Here is a 19,101-nt window from a genome sequence, read left to right as displayed (position 1 = left end):
AGGGTGGTGCCCCGGGCGCGGAAGTCGTCACGCAGCCCGGCAAGACCCCTCTACTGTACCGTCTGGACGGGTATGTTGCAAATACAACCAAAGGCGGACTGGAGGTCCCCCGGACCTACGCCGACTCGCGGAGCAGCAACCGGTGGCGCACGCTGCGCTGCACCGCGGCACCGGAGCGCGGCAGCTCACCCGCCAGCATGCCGAGGGCGAGGTCGAGCGCCTCGCGCGCGACCGCGTCGAGGTCGACGGCGAGCGTCGTGAGCGTCGGTGACACGAGCCCGCCGAGCGGGAGCCCGTCCACACCGACCACGCGGACGTCACCGGGGACATCGACGCCCGCACGGCGGCACGCCTGCAGCACGCCGAGGGCCATCACGTCATTGAAGGCGATGATCGCGTCGAGCCGGCGCTTCCGACCGAGGATCCGCACGGTCTCCTCCGCCCCGCACTCGGCCGTGCCGTGCCGCGCGTGGACCACCTCCGGCAGGTAGCCGCGTCGACGCAGGGCGTCCAGCATGAGCACGCCGCGCACGCTCGTGTCGTCCGGCGAGGAGTTGTCGAGCACCACGGGATGCCGCACCCCGGTGGCGACGAGGTGGTCGGCGAGCACCTCGATCCCGTCCGCGGGGTCGATCCACACCGCGGCGGTCGGCGGGTCGGACGAGGGGTCCAGCTCGACCATCGGGACCGATCCGAGCAGGTCGTTCCAGCGCTCGCGACGGGAGCCGAAGTACCCGATGACCACGTCCGTCTGCGCGCCGAGCGCCGTCACCATGCGGTCGGGGTCGCTCGCCAGGTCGACGTCGGCGAGCATGACGTTCCACCCCTGCTCGGCGGCGAGCTGGAACACCGACGCGGCGAGCTGCGGCGTGTACGGGTTCCTGAGGTCGTTCACCACGAGGCCGAGCTGGTGGTCCCCACCCGTGACGAGCCCGCGGCCGAAGCGGGACGGCCGGTAGTGGAGCTGCTCGGCGACGGCGAGCACCCGCTCTTTGGTCGCCGCGCTGATCCCGGACATGCCGTTCATCGCCCGCGTGACCGTCTGCCGGGACACCCCGGCGGCTGCGGCGACGTCGATGATCGTCGCGCGGCCGCCGGGTGCTGGGACCGGTTCGGTGGCGTCGGTCAGTCGCGGAGGTCCAGCCATGCCACCTGTTCGGGAGTGAGGTCGACGGAGAGGCCGGTCATGGACGACCGGGCTTCCGCGATCGTACGCGGTCCGAAGAGCGGGAACGTCGGGAACGGCTGGTTCAGGACGTACGCGAGCGCGATCGCGGTCGCCGGGACCCCGAACTGCTCGCCGAGCTCGCGGGCGCGGCGCAGTCGCTCGAAGTTCTCGTCCGAGTAGTAGCAGCGCACGAGCTCGGCATCACTGGTGTCCTCGGGCGTCGCGCGTCCGGTGAAGAACCCACGGGCCTGGGACGACCACGGCAGCAGGGGCACCTGGCGCTCCGCCAGCCACTCCTTCGACGCGGCATCGGTCGCGTGGCGGCAGCCGGCCCACGGCACGTCGTACGCCTCGGCGAGCCCGAAGTGGTTGCTGAGCACCTCGAACTCGTGCTTGCCGTTCGCGCGGGCGTAGGCGTTCGCCTCGTCGAAGCGGGCGAGGCTCCAGTTCGAGCCGCCGTACACGCGGATGCGGCCGGCGCGACGGTGCTCGTCGAGGACGTCCACGAACTCCCCGACGGGGATGTCCTCGTTGTCGCGGTGCATCATGTAGATGTCGGCGTAGTCGGTGCCCTGGCGCTCGAGGCTCTCGAGCAGCTGTCGGCTGAGGGACTCGGGGTCGCAGTACGGCGTGTGCGCGCCCTTCGTGATGACGACCACGTCCTCGCGGATCCCCCGGTTCTGGATCCACTTGCCGAGTCGGCCCTCGAGCACGCCCCCGCCGTAGATGTACCCGGTGTCGAAGACGTTGCCGCCCTGCTCGACGAAGAGGTCGAAGATCGCGCTGGCGTGTGCCAGGTCCGGCTGGTTGTCGACGCCCATCACCAGGCGCGACAGGCGCTTGCCGACGCCGGGGATCTCGCCGTACTGCATCGGGTTGTCCGCCTGCACGGTCAGCGGGCTCCCGCTCACGGTGGGGATGTCGGCGGTCTCGGCCTCGAACGGGTAGCGCAGGCCGATCGCCGCGCGCCACTTGTCCAGGGTCCTGGCGGTGGCGAGCGACTCGTCGAGCGTGTACTCGGGAGCATCGACGCGTCCGGCGGCCAGGGCAGCGGTGGTCGCGTCGGCCTCGAGCGCGTACGGCTTCGCGCCGCCGAACGACAGGGTCCTGGGGTCCTCGTCGACGGTGCGGATCTCGATCGTCGGGTCCTCGCCGAGGGTCCACGGGTCGGTCAGCGTGATCTTCCCGCTCGTGCCGTGGATCGTCACCGCGTTGTCATCCTGCACGCGGACGCCGGTGCGGACGTCGGCGGTGATGCCGCCGCGGTAGGTGAGCTGCGCGGTGGTCCACTCGTCGACCCCGGTCGGGCCGAGCGTCCCCGTCGCGGTCAGCTCGGTCGGCTCGGCGACGGCCACACCGGTCGCGGCCTGCACGATCGCGGCGGCCATCGTCACCGGGTAGCCGCCGACGTCGAGGATGCCGCCACCGGCGGTGTCAACGTCGAACAGCCGGCCGCTGCGGGACCCCGCGCGGAACGCGAACGACGCGTCGATGTGCGTGACGTCACCGATCGCCTTCTGGCGAACCAGCTCGAGGAGTGCGGCGGTCTGCGGGTGGAAGCGGTACATGTACGCCTCCACCAGCGGCAGCCCGGCCTGACGGGCGGCGTCGGCGAGTGCCATCGCGGTGCCGTGGTTCGGCGCGAGGGGCTTCTCGCAGAGGACGGCCTTGCCCGCGGCGAGCGCCGCGAGGACGAGCCTGGCGTGCCCGGTGTGCACGGTGGAGACGTAGACGGCGTCCACGCGCGGGTCGGCGAGGACCTCGTCGTACGTCGCCGCGGTGACGTCCGCGAAGCCGTGCTCGACGGCCTCGTCCGCGAACGCCTGCGCGCGCTCGACAGCGGAGCTGCCGGCCGCGACGAGTGTGCCGCCCGCTGCGCTCGCCGACAGCTGGGAGAGGAACCGGCGGGCGATGCCACCAGGGCCGAGGACCGCCCAGCCGGGGGTGTCGTTCGTCGCTGCGGTCGGGGTGCCGGTGGTGGTCGCGGTCTGCGCTGACATGCGGATCCTGTTCGTCTCGTGAACCTTCACGGTCGCGTCGACGCTAACGCGCTCAGCCCGTCGCCGCAATGCAGATGATGCTTGACACGGCGTGTCGGGCAGAGCATGCTCTGAGCCAATTCGTGAGCGTTCACGGTCGATCGCTCACGGACTCCCCGATCTCAACGACGAGAGCAGGCATCCCCCGTGACAGCAGCACCATCGATCAGTCTCAGCCGGCGGGGATTCCTCGCCGGCGCCGGCGCGCTCGGCGCCGCAGCGCTCCTTGCCGGGTGCTCCACCGGCACCTCCATCTCGAAGGACCCCGACGAGCTCGTCCTCTGGTACTGGAACCGGTCGCTCGACCCGAAGTTCCTGAAGCAGGCGGCCGCTGGTATCGACGGGCACCGCCCGATGCGCCTCCGCCCCGACCTCATCGGCGGTGCGTCCTACGACACGAAGTTCCGGACGGCGCTGGCGGGCAACGCGTTCATCCCTGACGTCCTCATGGTGAACTCGAACTGCTGGTTGTACTTCCCCGACGAGGACCTCTTCACGGACTTCGACGACCACGGCGGCGAGGCGAAGAAGTCCGAGTACTACGACTGGAAGCGCGCACTCGGCACCACCCCGAGTGGACGGCAGTGCTTCTGGCCCGTCGACACCGGACCGACCGCGTTCTTCTACCGGCAGGACGTCCTCGCGAGGGCCGGGCTGCCGACCGACCCGGACGAGGTGTCGGCGTCGATCAGCACCTGGGACGACTTCCGGACGTTCGGGTCGACCCTCCGGAAGAAGGCCGATGCCGCGACGGTCATCACCGCGAACCAGCTCTTCAACCAGTACATCTCCGCCAGCCCCACGCGGTACTTCGACCGTGACGACCGGCCCGTCTTCGAGCAGGACGACAGCAGCATCCGGAAGGCGTGGGAGAACGCCGTCGCGTGCGCGAAGTCCGGCGTGACCGGGAACCTGCAGTCCGGCACCGACCAGAACGCCGGATGGGTGTCCGGCCGCGTGGCGGGGCAGATCGAGGGCGCGTGGTGGACCCAGGTGATCCACGACACCGCACCGGACTCCTCCGGGCAGTGGCGGATGGCCCGGCAGCCCGAACGTCCCGGCAACAGCGGCGGCTCGTTCCTCGCCGTCCCGAAGACGTCGAAGGACCCGGCGGCCGCGGTGGCATTCGCGCAGTGGATCACCTCCCCCGAGGTGCAGTCGCACACCTACAACGACATCCAGCTCTTCCCGTCCACGCCCGGTTCGTTCGACAACGGGTTGATGCGGAAACCGGGTGACTTCTTCGGCGACCAGGACCCGCTGTCGTTCTTCAGTGACACCGCGATGGACGTCCCGGTCACCTACATCTCGAACAACGAGCGCTTCATCGGCGCCTTCGCGACCGAGATCACCAACGTCGAGGCAGCGGGCAAGGACCCGGACCGGGCCTGGCAGGACGCCGTCGACCAGACGAACCGGGTCCTCGAGAAGCGCGGGGTCACGGCATGAGCACCAAGCAGGCACCGCCCACGACGAGCATCCCCGCCGTCGTCGGGACGCCAACCGCGTCGATCACGACCGCGGCCACCGGCAAGCGCTTCGGCCTCCGTCGGTTCTGGCCGCAGTACGTCGCGATCGCGCCCTTCTACGTCCTGTTCCTGGTGTTCGGGCTGTTCCCGATCGTGTTCTCGATCGTGCTGTCCTTCACCGACTGGGACGGCATCGGCAGCCCGACGTGGGTCGGCTTCGCGCAGTACCAGTACCTGATCGGCGACCCGCGGTTCTGGAACGCCGTCGGGAACACGTTCCTCATCTGGATCATGTCGACGCTCCCGATGCTCTTCCTCGCGCTCGTGCTCGCGTTCCTGCTGCACGGCAACATCCGGGCCAAGGGCTTTTACCGGGTGGCGTTCTTCATCCCGAACGTCACGAGCATGGTCGCGATGGCGATCGTGTTCGGATCCGTCTTCTCGGACGGGTTCGGACTCGTGAACGCCGCGATGCGTGCACTCGGCGCCGACCCGGTCGGATGGCTGTCGTCGTACTGGGGAATCAAGGTCACGATCTCCGTCATGGTGATCTGGCGCTGGACCGGGTACAACGCGATCATCTACCTCGCCGGGTTGCAGTCGATCCCCACCGAGCTGTACGACGCCGCCAAGGTCGACGGTGCGAACACGTGGCAGATCTTCTCGAGGATCACGGTCCCGATGCTCCGGCCGGTCATCCTCTTCACCTTGATCACGTCGACCATCGGCGGGCTCGGGCTCTTCACGGAGCCGCAGATCCTGTTCAACGGCGGCGCGGTCGGTGGTCCGGACGAGGCAGGCATGACGATCGTGCTCTACCAGTACGAGCAGGCGTTCAACCAGTTCGACTTCGGGTACGGCTCGGCGATCGCCTGGGTGCTGTTCATCTTCTCCGTGGTGTTCGCGATCATCAACTGGCGCCTGCTCAGTGAACGCGACGGCCTCAAGACACCCAGGCGGCTGCGCACGGCGCGCACCGTCACCGTCCGCACCGCGAAGAAGGGCGTCGACGCATGACCGCCACCGAGACCACGACCACGAACACCGCCGCTGCGCTCGGTCGTCCCGGTGCCGCCGAGTCCGACCACCGCCACGGGTTCCGCCGAGGCTGGATCGGGACGCTCGTCACGCACGTGTGCCTGGTCGTCGGGGTCCTGCTGTCGATCTTCCCGTTCTACTGGCTGCTCGTGATGTCGACGTCGACGAACGCGGAGATCTTCGGGTACCCGCCGTCGCTGTGGTTCGGCGACAACGCGTTCGCGAACATCGCGAGCGTGTTCGGCAGCGTCGACATGCTCCGGGCACTGCTCAACACGGTGATCGTGGCCGGCGGCACGGCGGTCCTCGTCATGCTGTTCGACTCGCTGGCGGCGTTCGCGTTCGCGAAGTACGAGTTCCCGTTCAAGCGCGCGCTGTTCACGGTGATGCTCGCCACCTTCCTGGTGCCCGGGAGCCTGTCCCTCGTCCCGAGCTTCGTGCTCATGGCGAAGCTCGGGTGGATCGGTGGACTGCAGGCGCTCATCATCCCGGGCGCCGCGAACGCGTTCGGCATCTTCCTGCTGCGGCAGTTCGCGACGACGTCGATCCCGAACGAGCTCATCGACTCGGCCCGCGTCGACGGTGCCGGGTTCTTCCGGACGTGGTGGTCGGTCGGTGTGCCGATGCTCCGCGGCGGGCTGGCGTTCCTCGGGATCTTCACGTTCATCACCGCCTGGAACGACTACGTCTGGCCGCTCATCGTGCTGATCGACCCGAAGGGGCAGACCCTGCAGGTCGCCCTCGCCGGCCTGAGCTCGGTGAACGCGACCGACCTCGGCGCCGTGATGGCCGGCGCGGTGATCAGCGTGTTCCCGCTGATCGGGGTGTTCATCATCGGGTCGCGGCACTTCATCGCGAACATCGCGGCCGGTGCGTTGAAGGGCTGAGACACGGACGGCGGCGCGGGTTCCGCGTCGCCGTCCTGGCACTCCTAGACTCACCCCTATGGCAAGTGCTCGCGATCGTGTCCTCGACAGCTTTGTCGCCATCGTGTGCGAGGAAGGCGAGCGCACTGCGACCCTCGACGCCGTCGCCGCCCGCGCCGGCGTCTCGAAGGGCGGACTGCTGTACCACTTCGGCTCGAAGGCCGCGCTGGTGGAGGGCCTCTGCGACCGGCTCGCCGACCTCTCCGCCGTCGACGTCGACCGCATGCGCGAGGCCGAGGACGGGCCCGCGCGCTACTTCGTCCGCAACTGCCAGTACGTCGGCAGCGAGCTCGACCTCGCCCTGCTCGCCGCGAGCCGACTGCAGCAGGCCGGCTACGAAGAGGCCGGCCGCACCCTCGACGAGACCGAGAACGCTTGGCTCGCGACGCTCGTGGACGCGCTCGGGGACGTCCCGACCGCGCAGGCGATCAAGCTCATGGGCGACGGGCTGTACCACGCTGCGTCCCTCGGTGCCGCGAGCGACGGTCGCCCCGACCGTGCCTCGGTCGAGATGGAGCCATTGCTCGTCGTCGTCGACCGTCTGGTGTCCACGAAGCCCGTGGCGTGAACCAGCAGACCCCGACCTGGGGATAGACTGGGGTCGATCCACCCGCCTGATTCCGGAGGTACCACTGTGGGCCGCGTCATCGCCGCTGTTTTCTCGATCCTGCTCCTGCTGGTGTCGATGTACCTGTTCGGCGTCGCGTTCCAGGTGAGCTCGGGTCAGGCATTCGTGTTCATGGGCGGCATCCTGCTCATGTGCATCTCCTTCTTCCTGCCGATCCACGTGTTCGGCAAGCGGTAGTCACACACCGCACGGCAACGGGCCCCGCACCACATCGGTGCGGGGCCCGTTTCGCGTCCGGTCCGGACTGGAGGATCGGTGCGGGTCAGGCGGAGACGGTCGCGGCGCGCAGGCTCCGCAGCACCACGGCAGTCGCGATCGCGGCGTGCGCCGCCTCGGCACCCTTGTCCTCCTTCGAGCCGGGCAGCCCGGCTCGGTCGATGCCCTGCTGCTCGTCGTCGAGGGTGAGCACGCCGAAGCCGACGGGCTTGCCGGTCTCGATCGCGACCCGGGTGAGGCCGCTCGTCGCCGCGTCGGACACGTACTCGAAGTGCGGCGTGCCCCCGCGGATGATCACGCCGAGGGCGACCGCCGCGTCGAACCCGTTCTCGAGTGCCGCCTTCGCGACGACGGGCAGCTCGAAGCTCCCGGGGACGGGCAGCACGGTGGCGTCGGCGCCGAGGCGCTCGACCTCGCGCTGGGCCCCGGCGAGGAGTCCCGCCGCGATCGTGTCGTGCCACTGCCCGGCGACGATCGCCACCCGGATGCCGCTGCCGTCGACCTGGTCGCGGTCCGCCGCGCCTGCTCCGCTCATCGTGTCGTTCCTTCCGTGGGCGCGGCGTCCGCCGCTGCCCGGTCTGCCGCGTCCAGCCACTCGGCGAGTGCGGCGATGGTGATGACGGGCACGCCCTCGCGCGCCCCCAGTTCGACGAGGCGCGGCAGCCGCATCATGCTGCCGTCCTCGTCGACGATCTCGCAGATCGCCGCCGCGGGCCGCAAGCCCGCCGCGGTGACCAGGTCGATCGCTGCCTCGGTGTGCCCGGCGCGCTCCCGCACCCCGCCGGGTCGCGCACGCAACGGCACGACGTGCCCTGGACGGTGCAGGTCGCCGCGGACCGATGCCGGGTCGGCGAGCACCCGGAGTGTCCGGGCACGGTCGTGGGCGCTGATCCCGGTCGTGACCCCGACGGCAGCGTCGACCGTCACGGTGTAGGCGGTCCCGCGGACGTCCTCGTTGTGGGCCACCATCGGCGGCAGGTCGAGCGTGTCCGCGATCGCGGCGCTGACCGGCGCGCAGATGAACCCGGACGAGTGCGCCACGGTCCAGGCGATCCACTCCGGCGACGCGAGCTCGGCGGACAGGATGACGTCGCCCTCGTTCTCGCGGGACTCGTCGTCCGCGACGATCACCGGCCGGCCGGCCGCGATGGCGGCGACGGCGTCCTCGATCGTCGACAACCCGGTCACGTGCCCTGGTGCTGCCACGTCGACGACGTGCGGGGCGTCGGCGACCATCACTGCGCCTCCAGTTCGAGGACCTGCGCGGCGGCGTCGAGCCGCAGCATGCGCCGGACGTGCCGGGCGAGGACGTCGGTCTCGACGTTGACCCGGTCGCCGGGGACCCGGTCACCGAGCGTCGTGGCGGTGAGGGTCTCGGGGATCAGGCTGACCTCGAACCAGGCATCAGCCGGGTCGGTCGTCTCCGGGGAGACGGCACTGACGGTGAGTGAGACGCCGTCGAGCGCGATCGAGCCCTTGTCGACGACGAGCGGGCTGAGCTCCGGCGTCAGGGCGAACCGGACGCGGCGCCATCCGTCGCCGTCCGCGGTCTCGAGCACCGTCGCGGTGCCGTCGACGTGACCCTGCACGATGTGGCCGCCGAGCCGGTCGCCGACGGAGGCCGCGCGCTCGAGGTTCACCGGGTCACCCACCCGCAGCGACCCGTGTGCGCTCATGTCGAGCGTCTGCTTCATGACGAAGGCGGTGAACGTCTCCGGGGTCTGCTCGACGACGGTCAGGCAGACGCCGCTCGTCGCGATGGAGTCGCCGTGCTTCGCGTCCGTGACCACGAGCGGGCCACGGATCGTGAGCGCGACGGAGTCGCCCTGGGGGTCGACGGCGGTGACGGTGCCGAGTTCCTCGATGATGCCGGTGAACACTGGTGTCCTCTCAACGGGACTCCGGGGGCGTTCGACGATCGTCGGCAACGACGGACCCGTGCGCCCACGCAGGTGGTCGCGTCGTGTCCGCCAGCGCGCCTCCCATCCGGACTCTCACCGTCGGTCCCGGAGTTTCACCGAGTCAACATCAGGCGGGTTCACACCCGTCGTCAGTTCGTGGACTGTCACCACCGGTTCGGAATTACACCGACCCCGGAGCGCTTGCGTACCCCGAACGATACCCCAGCCGTGTGGGCGTCGCATCGACACCGGTCACACGCCGTCACGTCGTCATGGGGTTCGTGGCTCGTCAGCCGCGGCCGCGCGCGAGTGCGACGGCCTGTCGGAGCGAGAGGTCGGGCAGGTACGCGCGGACCACGGCGACCCCGATGGCCGGCAGTGCCACCGGGTCCGGGTACGCGAGCGCGAGCGGGTGCAGGTCCGGGCCGAACTTCTGCTTGAACCGCAGGAGCGACCGGAAGCCGTAGACGGGTTCCAGGACACCGCCGACGAGTTCGAGGAGGTTCTGTCCACCCTCGGGGGCAGGGCCGCCGGCGCTGGCGAGCGGCGCGGCGGAGAGGCTGAGCCGTTCGGCGCCGTCCTCGCGCATCCGTTCAGCCGCGCTCGCGACCAGGAACTCCATCACGCCGTTCGGGGCGGCTGCGGTGCGGCGCATGACGTCGAGGGTCCATCCCACGACGCGCCCTTCGCGGAACGACGGCAGCCAGCTCGTCACGGCGAGGACCGTCCCCTCGGCGTCCTGCGCGACGAGCGTGCGGACGGCGGGGTCGCGCATCTCGTCGATCCCGCCGAGCGTGAAGCCCATCTCGGGGAGCTCGCGCTCCGCGACCCACTCTTCCGAGATCGCCTCGATCTGGCGGGTCGTGGTCGCGGGGAGCTCGTCCCAGCTCGCCCACGTGGCCGTCACGCCCTCGCGGGCGGCCTTGTTCACCGAGGTCCTGACGTCCTGCTTCCGCTTGCCGCTCGTCGTCCAGGTCCGCGGGTCGAAGTCGGCGTCCTCGGCGACGGGCAGCGTCGCCCAGCCGACGGCGGTCAGCGTCCCGGCGACCTCCGCGTCCACGCCGTAGAACACCGGCGTCCACCCGTTGTCGTCGCAGTACCGGGCGAAGTCGGTCAGCGCAGCCGGCCGGGCGTCCGGGTACCCGAACGGTCCGCCGACGGTGACCGCGACGCCGCCGTTGCGCCGGAACGCGACACCGGCCCGGCCGTCCGCCGCGAACCAGTACGCGTTGCCGCGCCAGGTCGTCATCCACCCGAACGTGTCGCCGCCGCCCGCGACGAGCAGCGCGCGGGCGCGCTCCCGGTCGCGGTGGACCTCGTCGGAGTCCGCGTCGGGTCGTGCGGCACCGGTCGGGCCGATCGCCGCGATGGCGACGACGAGCCAGAGCGCCGGTCCGGCGAGGCCGAGCGACAGGCGGAGCGCCGGGTCGAGGGCCGGCAGGTGGTCCCAGAACGTGGTCGGGGCGATCGGACCGAGCGCCGCCACGACCACGCGCAGGGGGTCGGGGACCCGGTTCGGCGACGCGTCGGTGACGACCAGCAGCACCGTGACGATCACCGCCGCGGCGACGAGCACGGCCGCGGCGAACCCGACGGTGCGGCGACGAGACGGCAGCACGGTGAACGACCGGCGGAGCACGACGAGCACGACCGCTGTCGCCAGCGGGACCGCGATGGAGGCGAGGATCGAGAGCGTCACGACGAACTGGTCCTCCGTGCCGTGCAGGCGCTCCACCCGACCGGGGACCGCGCCGTACGTGACGGCCGCAGCGAGCGCGGTCACCACGTCGACCGCCACCACGAGCCACACCGCGAAGCGGCTGCCGCGGAACAGCCCGAGGCCGCCGACGACCAGGACGAGGAGCGGCGGCACCGCGAGCAGCACCGTCCACGGATCAGCCGCGTGGTACGCCAGGAGCCGCCGGAGGCACTCCCCCGCGACGCCGTCCGTTCGGCACCCGGACACCGGTGTGACCGGGCCGGCCCCGACGACGGCGGCGATCGGCGCGAGGATCCCGACCCGGGCGCGCGAGACGAGCGCGATGACCGGCCCCACCGCGGACACGAGGACGACGGTCCCGAGCAGGACGCGCGTCTCCCGGTGCGAACTCCGCACCCACCCGGTGCGCTTCGGCGTGTTCCGGAGCAGCTCGCCGAGCATCCAGCCGGCTGCAGCTGCCAGCACCGCGTACAGGTCGGAGGCATGCCCGGCGTAGAGGAACAGGGCCGCGACGACCGCGAGGGCGTTGACGCGGATCCGTCGGCGCCACAGCGGACCGGCGAACGCGCTCGCGGTGACGATCGTGCCGACGACGGCGGTCCACGGGTCGAACGCGGTCGCGCGCCCGAGGAGGAGCGGACCGGCCCCACGGCCGTCGAGGTCGACGAAGGCGCTGAGTGCGCCGACCCCGGTTCCGACCACCGTCGTCACGACGAACGCGACGGCGGTCCGCCACGAGCCCATCAGCCGTTCCGAGGCGCCGACGAGGACGACCACGCCGGCGATGGTCAGGACCAGGGCGACGAACCCGGTCGACGCGGCGAACACGCGGAGCGGCCCGAGCGCAGCGGCGCCGGACGCTGCGTGGTGGACGCGCATCGCGACGCCGATGGCGGAGGTCAGCACGACGAGCAGCACGACGACACTCGTGACCGGGTACCGCCGGACACGGCCGACGACGGCGCGCCCCGCGCGGGTCAGCCGGGCGCGCACGGGCGCGACACGCTCCTCGTCGAGGACGCGCCCCCCGCCGGTCACAGCGCCCCTCGCATCGACGGCAGCCCGAGGTGGGCGACCACTGCCGGCAGCCCGTTGGCGAGGACGTACCGCACGGTGTTCCAGTCGTGCGCCGATCCGGGCGAGACGATGACCGACGTCTGCATGCCCGCCTGCACCGCGGCCTCGCGGAGCGCGGTGGTCGACGCACGGTACGGAGCGTCGTCCTGCCCGAACCCGAAGACGGTGAGGTGGTCGTGGTACGGAGCATCCCGACGCATGGTCGCGATCGGCGCTGCCGCCTCGTAGGCCGCCCGTGAACCCCCGAAGCCGACGCGGACCGTGTTCGCGAGCGACCCGTTCTTCACGGTGAGCTCGCTCGAGATGGCCAGCGCCGTGCCGAACACCCCGGGGTGTTCGGTGGAGAACTGCATCGCGCAGGTCGCGCCCTGGGAGAAACCGGTGATGCCCCACGCGTCGGGTGTCGACGCCACGTCCAGGTGGTCCGTGATCCAGCGGACCGTGTCGGTCATCACGTACGTCGCGCTCCGCCCCAGGCGGCGAGAGTCGACGCACATCGGGTTCCGGTTCGGCGCCCCGAGCTGGTCGGGCGACACGACGATCGGTGCCAGACCGTGGTGCGCCGCCGCGTAGCGGTCGAGGTACCCACCGAGGTTCCCGGTCTGGAACATGTCGGACGGCTGACCCGGCTGCCCGGACAGCGCGATCAGGACCGGCAGGGTCGGCGGGTCCGCCGTCTGGGCGGCTGGCGGGAGCCAGACGACCGCCTTCCGTGCCCGGAAGTGCGAGACCGTCGCGGGGATCCGCACCGACAGTGTCCGTCCGGACTTCGGCATGTTCGTGGGGGCGGTCCACCGTGCTGCGTCGACGACCGGGGTCCCGGCAGCCACCGCGTGCTGGTGGCCGAGCGATCCCGACGGGTAGGGGTTGGTGGTGATCGCCTGCTGGATCGTCCGGTAGGCGCCGAAGTCGACGTTCACGCCGAGCCCGGACGCCAGGAGGACGGCGGCAGCTGCGGCGACCGCGACGCTGCGACGCCCCCAGCCGCCCTGCACCAGGACGACGAGGCACATCGCGACGGCAGCGCACGCGAACGCGATCCACATCCGGGTGACCGGCGTGAACGCGACGCCGAACTCGTCCTGCACGTCGCCGAACCACCACACGAGGGCGAGCCCGACCGCAGCACCCACCACGAGCGCCGCGGCACGGACGAGCAGCCGACGTCCTCGACTGCCCGCGCGCGAGCTGCGACGGAACGGACCGAGCAGCGCCCAGATCGTCAGCAGCGCTGCCACGACGTCGACCGGGATGAGGACGTCGGGCCGGACGATCGGCACGCGGAGCAGTTCGTTGAACACGCGTTCATCGTCCCGCTCGGTGACTCACCCGATGCTGCCGAACCGCTTCCGCTCCTCACAGCATCGGCATCATGCGCTTGCAGGAAGCACCCGGCTCGTTCCCAGGACACCTCCTTGCCGTGGGCGTGGTGCTGCGGGGTACCGGCGTACCGGTACCCCGCTGCGCGGATGGTGATCAGTGGCGGCGTCGGAGGACGAGTGTCCCGGCGCCCCCGAGGAGCAGCATCAGCGCGATCCCCGCTGGTACGAGCTGCGAGGACGCTCCCGTGTACGCGAGCCCGGACTGGGTCGCCCAGGAGGTCGCTGCGCGGGCTGCCGTGGTGGCGACCGTCGCGACACCGGCGGTGGAGACCGCGGCGCCCGAACCGGTCGGCGACACGGTGGTCACGGCATCGGCCGTGGTGCCAGAACCGTCATCGCCGATCGGGGTCGTGACGCCGCCGGGCGTCGAGCCGCCGTCACCGGGGTCCGTGCCGTCACCGGGCGTCGTGCCGCCGCCGGGCGTGGTGCCGTCACCCGGGTCCGTGCCGTCACCCGGGTCCGTGCCGTCACCGGGGTCGGTGCCGTCACCGGGTGTCGTGCCGCCGTCACCGGGGACCGTCGTGGTCCCGGTGCTGGTGCCGTCGCCGACGAGACCGATGCCGTTCCCGCCGATGGTGACCGGCAGCGAGACCACCGGTGCGATCTGCGTCCCGGACAGGACGCCGTCCGAACCCGACGTGGATCCGGCTGTGCCACCGGTCGTGCCGGTCGCGGTGCCGCCAGCCGGCACGGTCGTCGTGGCTCCGGTGCTGGTGCCGTCGCCGACGAGACCGATGCCGTTCCCGCCGATGGTGATCGGGAGCGAGACCACCGGGGTGACCTGCGTACCCGAGGCGGTGCCGTCCGTGCCGTCGGTGACCGGACCGGCCGTGGCGCTGCCCTCAGCCGTGCCCGTTCCGCCGGTCGACGCGGTGCCGGTCGTGGTGCCGGCCGTGCTGGTGCCGTCACCGAGGAGACCGATGCCGTTGCCCGCGATGGTCACCGGCAGGAAAACGGCCGGTGTCACCTGCGTCCCCGAGGCGATGCCGTCGGACCCGGAGGTCGTCGGGGCGCCCGTCGTGCCGGTCGAGCCGGTCGAGCCGGAAGCCGGAGTACCGGCAGCCGGAGTTCCCGAGGCCGGGGTGGTCGCCGATCCGGTGGAGGTTCCGTCTCCCACGACGGCGATCCCGTTGCCGGAGACCGTCACCGGGATCGAGATCAACGGTGCCACCTGGGTCCCGGAGACGGTCCCGTCGGCGCCCGAGGTCGAGCCCCCGGTCGATCCGCCGGAGGTCGCGCCGGCCGGGGCCGCCGTGCCCGTCGTCGAGCCGGTGGAGGTCCCGTCACCGAGCAGACCGATGCCGTTCCCGGACGCCGTGATCGGCAGCTCCACCGCGGGGGCGACCTGCGTCCCCGAGCCGATGCCGTCCGAGCCCGACGTGGTCGCCGCAACCGGAGCGGGGGCCGGAGTCGCGGGTGTCGCCGTCGCCGAGGTCGACGCGGCGTCGCCACCGACCGCGATCGCGTTGCCGGTCACGTCGACCGGCGCGGTCACGTCACCCGCGACCTGCGTCCCCGACGCGATCCCGTCCGACCCGGAGGTCGACGGTGCCGCGGGAGTCGCCGGCGCGGGTGCCGCTGCAGCGGGGGCAGGGGCGGTCGGCACGGCGGTCGACGCTGCGTCGCCGCCGACCGAGATCGCGTTGCCCGTCACGTCGACGGGCGCGCTGACGTCCGGTACGACCTGCGTCCCCGAGCCGACGCCGTCCGACCCGGAGGTCGACGGCGCCGCGGGAGCCGGGTCCGGCACCGCCGCCGACGCAGGGTCGACGGCCGGTGCGGCGGGAGCAGCCGGAGCGGCCGGAGCCGGGACGGCCGAGGACACCGCGTCGCCGAGCACCCCGAGTGCGTTGCCGACGGCGGAGACGGGTGCGTCGATCGACGGCGCCACCTGTGTTCCTGAGACGGTGCCGTCCGTGCCGGAGGTCGTCGCCGCGTTCGCCGCGGTGGCCCCTCCGACCGTCAGCCCGCCGACGAAGAGGGCGAACCACAGCCCTCTCGAGACGTACTTGTTCATGGTCATCACTCCTGATCGAGATGTGTTCCCGACCGCGGTCGCGGTCGGTGGCGCGTCCTGCCTGACGGGCAGGTGCGCCGATCTCAATCAGGGGCGACGTCGTGGTCGCCGGTGAGCGACGCGGGAACGGCGTCGTCGGCGATGGTGCCGCGTGTCCCCGCGGCGAGGGGGTCCTGGTCGGCGTCGGCGCCGACCGTGCCGACGACACCGCCGCCGGCCGAGCCGACGGTCGTGGTGCTGCCGGCGAGTCCTGATCCGGAACCGCCGAGCGGCGAGTCCTGGTGGCCGTGTCCGTCGGGGACGAACAGCGCGCCACCGCCGATCGACGCGGACGCGGGAGCGTCCTGCGCGCCGGCAGACGCGGAGGTGGCGGCGGGCGCGAGCACGGTGACCTCGTCCACCGCCGGGGTGGCCTGCGCGGCGACGACCTCGGGTGCCGCAGCGGCCCGAGCAGGTGCCTCCTCCGACGTTTCGGCCACCGACGTCGAGGAGCCGCCCACGGCGGGGACACCGTCACCTGCCGGAGGCGAGGGGATCTGGGGTTGGGGCACCGAGCCTCCAGGCAGGGTGCCCCCACCGGTCCCGGGCGTGCCCGGAAGCACGTCCGGGACCGTTCCCACGGCGGTCCCGACGCCGCCGAGGGTGTCATCGACCAGCCCGCTGACCGGTGCGGTCACCGTGCCGAGCGTGTCGTCGCCGAGCACCGTGCCGAGGATCGGGACGGCGCCGACGACGTGGTCGAGGGTGCTGACCACCGTCGTGACCGGGCGTGCGTCGGTGAGCGTCTGCACGGTCCCGGTGACGGGACGGAGCACGGTGGCGACGGTGCCGGTGATCGGACGGGAGGCGCTGGTCGCCTCCGCAGGGTCGGCCGGCGTGGTCGACGTGGCCGGTGCCGTCGTGGTGGCCGGCTCGGCCTGCTGCGGTGCGGTCGGCTGGACCGGAGTCGCCGGTCCGGGAGCCGTCGGTGTGGCGGCTGGCTGCGGCACGGACGGCTGCGCGGGGGTGCTCGACGGCGGCGCTGCCGGAGCGGGTGCTGCGGCCGGTGCTGGCGCAGCGGCCGGTGCTGGCGCGGGTGCCGGTGCCGCGGGGGCTGGCGCGGCCGGGACCGGGGCTGCGGGGGCCGGCGCGGCCGGGGCTGCGGGGGCGAAGGCCTGGTGCACGGGGTCCACGACGTCACCGAGGACCTGCCCGACGCCACCGGCGACGCCGTGCACGGTGTCGCCGAGGCCCTGCACGAGGCCGCCGACGAGACCCGACTGCGACTGCGTCTGGGCGGGCGGCGCCGTGGTGGCGGACGCGGAGTGCGCGCCGAACGTCAGCGAGAGCAGCACGGCGGCGGCGCTCACGCCGGTGCCCACGAGGGCGTACCGGATCGCAGCGTGCCAGGGTGCACGCAACGGCTTGTCCATGCGCTCACCTCCTGGTCTGGCTGCGCACGTAGAGTGGTTGACCGGCACGGTACGCCTGATCGGGCGATCGCGCACCCCCCTTCCCAAGGAACCGTCAGGAACAGCTCGGCATGACCTCGATCTTCAGCGCCCCCACCCGTAACCTCGACATCGTCACGCTGCACGAGATCCTCCGGCTGCGCCAGGACGTCTTCGTCGTCGAGCAGGCAGCTGCCTACCCGGACATCGACGGCCGCGACCTCGAGCCGGGCACGATCCAGTTCTGGGCGGGCGAGGGCTCGGTCGACGCCACGCTGCGCCTGCTGCGCGAGCCCGACGGAACCGAGCGCATCGGTCGTGTGGCGACCGCGGCGGCCGCTCGGGGCAAGGGCCTCGGCGCGGAGCTCATGGAGGCGGCGATCGCCGAGACACGCTCCCCCGTCGTGTCGATCGACGCGCAGGAGCACCTCGAACAGTGGTACGGCCGGTTCGGGTTCGTCCGCTCCGGGGACCGGTTCCACGAGGACGGCATCCCGCACATCCCGATGACCCGCACGCGGTAGCGCGCCCGTCGTTCGCGCTCCCCGGCTCAGGCGTGCCAGCGACGGAGCTCGTCGTACGAACGCCCCTGGCGCTCCCGGTCCGCGACCAGACGCTCGAACACGATGTTCGTCTGCGTCGTCGCGACGGACGGGTCCCCGCTCAGCTCGTCCGCGACGAAGTCCCGCAGCTGTTCGGTCGACGTGCACGCGATGTGCACGAGGAAGTCCTTGTCCCCGGCGAGGAACGACACGTCGAGCACGACGGGCACCCGGAGCAGGCGCTTCGCAAAATCCCGGAGCTCGTGCCGTGCAGCCGCGTGCACCCGGACCGAGACCATCGCCTCGATCGAGAACCCGAGCCGCGCCACGTCGACGTCCGCCCGGTAGCCGCGGATGACCCCGGCGTCCTCGAGGGCGCGGACCCGCGCGAGACACGTCGACGGCGCGATGCCCACCGCGGCGGCGAGCCGGTTGTTCGGGATCCGCGCATCGGCGGCGAGGGTCCAGAGGATGCGCTCGTCGACCTCGTCGAGGCGCGGGGCCGGGTCGGGTCGGCGGACTGGGCGATCGGACACGGGACCACCGTAACGCGGGCTCGCAGCGATCGAGGGAAGGGGGCGCGGGGGCCGCGGCGCGCGGCGCGCGGCGCGCTACATCGCCAGGGTCATGCCGATCACGGCGACCGTCATCGCGAACACCTCGCCGCTGCGCACCGCCCGACGGTCGTCGCGCGCCCACTCGTACCGCAGGAGCCAGCCGCTGAACGCGCAGTACCCGATCACGCCGCCGCCGAGGACCGCCGACAGCGCGATCCCGTGTCCGGCGTGCGCGTCCGCGATCCCGGTCGCGTGACCCATCAGGAGCATCCCCGCCATCACGACCGACGACAGTGCCCGGTGCACGTCCATCGGCTCCGCCCGGCGCCCGTCCGCCCGGCGACGACGCATCACGGGCAGCGGCGCGAGGAGCAGCAGCAGCGTCGCCGCGAGCAGCGTCCACACCGCACCGGCGCGCACGACGGGCATCACCATCGCGACGAGCATGACCGCGGCGGGCACGATCACGCCGGGGCGCGGACGGTACCGGTCCCCGACGATGCAGCACACCGAGGCGAACTGCGGCACGACGAGCATGGCGTCGGCGACGGTCTCGTGCACTGGTGGTCCCTGCTGGAGGTCAGTCCTGCTTCGCGGCTGCGCGCGCGGCGCGGTCCTGCTTCACCCGGGCGTTCTCGGCGTGCACGGCGGCCTGCGTCGCACGCTCCTGCACGAGCCACTCGGGCTTCTCGACGAGGAGGTCCTTGATCTGCGCGGTCGTCAGCGGCTCGTCGATGCCGGAGCGGCCGAGACCGGAGATCGACACGCCGAGCTTCTGCGCGACGACGGGACGCGGGTGCGGGCCGTCGCGACGAAGTTCCTCGAGCCACGTCGGCGGCTCGGTCCGGAGTTCCTCGAAGGCGGTCCGCGTGACGGGCGCGTCGCGGAAGGACTCCGGAGCGGCCGACAGCAGGATGCCGAGCTTCTTCGCAGCCGTCTCGGGCTTCATCGTCTGTTCCTGCGCCATGGTGTCAAGGGTACGGCCCCTATG

The 19,101-nt window shown here is 72.0% G+C and carries 17 protein-coding genes, 1 pseudogene and 1 riboswitch; of the genes and pseudogenes, 6 read left to right on the top strand and 12 right to left on the bottom strand.

What is annotated here, in order from left to right:
- Positions 1-115: 115 nt before the first annotated feature.
- Positions 116-1,147 carry a LacI family DNA-binding transcriptional regulator gene (locus ACEN9V_RS17905; protein ID WP_413601446.1) on the bottom strand — a complete coding sequence of 344 codons (1,032 nt, stop codon included), beginning with the start codon at positions 1,145-1,147 and terminating at the stop codon, positions 116-118.
- Complete coding sequence (locus ACEN9V_RS17900; protein ID WP_413601445.1) at positions 1,126-3,168, bottom strand: aldo/keto reductase; 2,043 nt, start codon at positions 3,166-3,168, stop codon at positions 1,126-1,128. Before ACEN9V_RS17900 ends, ACEN9V_RS17905 begins: the two co-directional genes overlap by 22 nt.
- 186 nt (positions 3,169-3,354) lie before the next feature.
- Here ACEN9V_RS17900 and ACEN9V_RS17895 point away from each other — a divergent pair, with 186 nt between their 5' ends.
- The 5 genes from ACEN9V_RS17895 (at position 3,355) to ACEN9V_RS17875 (ending at position 7,445) form a co-directional block, all read left to right on the top strand.
- Positions 3,355-4,656 carry an extracellular solute-binding protein gene (locus ACEN9V_RS17895; RefSeq protein WP_413601444.1) on the top strand — a complete coding sequence of 434 codons (1,302 nt, stop codon included), beginning with the start codon at positions 3,355-3,357 and terminating at the stop codon, positions 4,654-4,656.
- Positions 4,653-5,693: a carbohydrate ABC transporter permease gene (locus ACEN9V_RS17890; protein ID WP_413601443.1), complete on the top strand. Its 1,041-nt coding sequence runs from the start codon at positions 4,653-4,655 to the stop codon at positions 5,691-5,693. The genes ACEN9V_RS17895 and ACEN9V_RS17890 overlap by 4 nt, the downstream gene beginning before the upstream one ends.
- On the top strand, positions 5,690-6,601 hold the full coding sequence (locus tag ACEN9V_RS17885) for a carbohydrate ABC transporter permease (protein ID WP_402729529.1): 912 nt from the start codon (positions 5,690-5,692) through the stop codon (positions 6,599-6,601). Before ACEN9V_RS17890 ends, ACEN9V_RS17885 begins: the two co-directional genes overlap by 4 nt.
- A 58-nt stretch (positions 6,602-6,659) precedes the next feature.
- Positions 6,660-7,208, top strand: coding sequence for a TetR/AcrR family transcriptional regulator (locus ACEN9V_RS17880; protein WP_281265182.1), 549 nt, complete (start codon positions 6,660-6,662; stop codon positions 7,206-7,208).
- Positions 7,209-7,274: 66 nt separating this feature from the next.
- Positions 7,275-7,445: a hypothetical protein gene (locus ACEN9V_RS17875; protein WP_281265183.1), complete on the top strand. Its 171-nt coding sequence runs from the start codon at positions 7,275-7,277 to the stop codon at positions 7,443-7,445.
- An 85-nt stretch (positions 7,446-7,530) separates the two neighbouring features.
- Here the strand turns inward: ACEN9V_RS17875 and ribH are convergent, their stop codons facing one another.
- The 7 genes and pseudogenes from ribH to ACEN9V_RS17840 form a co-directional block, all read right to left on the bottom strand.
- A complete protein-coding gene (gene ribH / locus ACEN9V_RS17870) occupies positions 7,531-8,019 on the bottom strand; it encodes a 6,7-dimethyl-8-ribityllumazine synthase (protein WP_413601442.1) in 489 nt (162 codons plus the stop codon).
- A gap of 17 nt (positions 8,020-8,036) precedes the next feature.
- Positions 8,037-8,720, bottom strand: a pseudogene (ribB, locus tag ACEN9V_RS17865) (3,4-dihydroxy-2-butanone-4-phosphate synthase); the annotation flags it as partial.
- Positions 8,720-9,364, bottom strand: coding sequence for a riboflavin synthase (locus tag ACEN9V_RS17860; protein WP_413601441.1), 645 nt, complete (start codon positions 9,362-9,364; stop codon positions 8,720-8,722). The gene ACEN9V_RS17860 and the pseudogene ribB, both read right to left, overlap by 1 nt.
- A 90-nt stretch (positions 9,365-9,454) precedes the next feature.
- A riboswitch (FMN riboswitch) is annotated at positions 9,455-9,589 on the bottom strand.
- A gap of 85 nt (positions 9,590-9,674) precedes the next feature.
- Positions 9,675-12,143 (bottom strand): bifunctional lysylphosphatidylglycerol flippase/synthetase MprF, encoded by a 2,469-nt coding sequence (locus tag ACEN9V_RS17855; protein WP_413601440.1) that lies wholly within the window; start codon positions 12,141-12,143, stop codon positions 9,675-9,677.
- Complete coding sequence (locus ACEN9V_RS17850) at positions 12,140-13,483, bottom strand: alpha/beta hydrolase (RefSeq protein WP_413601439.1); 1,344 nt, start codon at positions 13,481-13,483, stop codon at positions 12,140-12,142. Before ACEN9V_RS17850 ends, ACEN9V_RS17855 begins: the two co-directional genes overlap by 4 nt.
- A gap of 175 nt (positions 13,484-13,658) precedes the next feature.
- A complete protein-coding gene (locus ACEN9V_RS17845) occupies positions 13,659-15,581 on the bottom strand; it encodes a hypothetical protein (protein ID WP_413601438.1) in 1,923 nt (640 codons plus the stop codon).
- Positions 15,582-15,664: 83 nt separating this feature from the next.
- Positions 15,665-16,993: a hypothetical protein gene (locus tag ACEN9V_RS17840; RefSeq protein ID WP_413601437.1), complete on the bottom strand. Its 1,329-nt coding sequence runs from the start codon at positions 16,991-16,993 to the stop codon at positions 15,665-15,667.
- A 110-nt stretch (positions 16,994-17,103) separates the two neighbouring features.
- On the opposite strand from ACEN9V_RS17840, the gene ACEN9V_RS17835 reads away from it, so the two are divergent.
- Positions 17,104-17,535, top strand: coding sequence for a GNAT family N-acetyltransferase (locus ACEN9V_RS17835; RefSeq protein WP_281265190.1), 432 nt, complete (start codon positions 17,104-17,106; stop codon positions 17,533-17,535).
- A gap of 26 nt (positions 17,536-17,561) precedes the next feature.
- Here the strand turns inward: ACEN9V_RS17835 and ACEN9V_RS17830 are convergent, their stop codons facing one another.
- The 3 genes from ACEN9V_RS17830 to ACEN9V_RS17820 form a co-directional block, all read right to left on the bottom strand.
- The gene (locus tag ACEN9V_RS17830; RefSeq protein ID WP_281265191.1) at positions 17,562-18,089 is read right to left on the bottom strand and encodes an Lrp/AsnC family transcriptional regulator; all 528 of its coding nucleotides are present in this window, start codon (positions 18,087-18,089) and stop codon (positions 17,562-17,564) included.
- Positions 18,090-18,164: 75 nt separating this feature from the next.
- Positions 18,165-18,671 carry a hypothetical protein gene (locus ACEN9V_RS17825; RefSeq protein ID WP_413601436.1) on the bottom strand — a complete coding sequence of 169 codons (507 nt, stop codon included), beginning with the start codon at positions 18,669-18,671 and terminating at the stop codon, positions 18,165-18,167.
- Between the two features lie 19 nt (positions 18,672-18,690).
- Positions 18,691-19,077, bottom strand: coding sequence for a DUF5997 family protein (locus ACEN9V_RS17820; RefSeq protein WP_281265193.1), 387 nt, complete (start codon positions 19,075-19,077; stop codon positions 18,691-18,693).
- Between the last annotated feature and the right edge of the window lie 24 nt (positions 19,078-19,101).

The organism is Curtobacterium sp. Curtsp57, assembly GCF_047324335.1.
Classification (GTDB): Bacteria; Actinomycetota; Actinomycetes; order Actinomycetales; family Microbacteriaceae; genus Curtobacterium.
Note: the sequence above shows the minus strand (reverse complement) of the source record. Positions and strands in the feature narration are given on the sequence as shown.

Excerpts from the sequence above, each read along its gene's own strand:
- ACEN9V_RS17835 (WP_281265190.1), top strand. The coding sequence starts at position 17,104 with ATGACCTCGATCTTCAGCGCCCCCACCCGTAACCTCGACATCGTCACG.
- ACEN9V_RS17890 (WP_413601443.1), top strand. The coding sequence starts at position 4,653 with ATGAGCACCAAGCAGGCACCGCCCACGACGAGCATCCCCGCCGTCGTC.
- ACEN9V_RS17840 (WP_413601437.1), bottom strand. The coding sequence starts at position 16,993 with ATGGACAAGCCGTTGCGTGCACCCTGGCACGCTGCGATCCGGTACGCC.
- ACEN9V_RS17905 (WP_413601446.1), bottom strand. The coding sequence starts at position 1,147 with ATGGCTGGACCTCCGCGACTGACCGACGCCACCGAACCGGTCCCAGCA.
- ACEN9V_RS17900 (WP_413601445.1), bottom strand. The coding sequence starts at position 3,168 with ATGTCAGCGCAGACCGCGACCACCACCGGCACCCCGACCGCAGCGACG.
- ribH (WP_413601442.1), bottom strand. The coding sequence starts at position 8,019 with ATGAGCGGAGCAGGCGCGGCGGACCGCGACCAGGTCGACGGCAGCGGC.
- ACEN9V_RS17820 (WP_281265193.1), bottom strand. The coding sequence starts at position 19,077 with ATGGCGCAGGAACAGACGATGAAGCCCGAGACGGCTGCGAAGAAGCTC.
- ACEN9V_RS17880 (WP_281265182.1), top strand. The coding sequence starts at position 6,660 with ATGGCAAGTGCTCGCGATCGTGTCCTCGACAGCTTTGTCGCCATCGTG.
- ACEN9V_RS17845 (WP_413601438.1), bottom strand. The coding sequence starts at position 15,581 with ATGAACAAGTACGTCTCGAGAGGGCTGTGGTTCGCCCTCTTCGTCGGC.
- ACEN9V_RS17885 (WP_402729529.1), top strand. The coding sequence starts at position 5,690 with ATGACCGCCACCGAGACCACGACCACGAACACCGCCGCTGCGCTCGGT.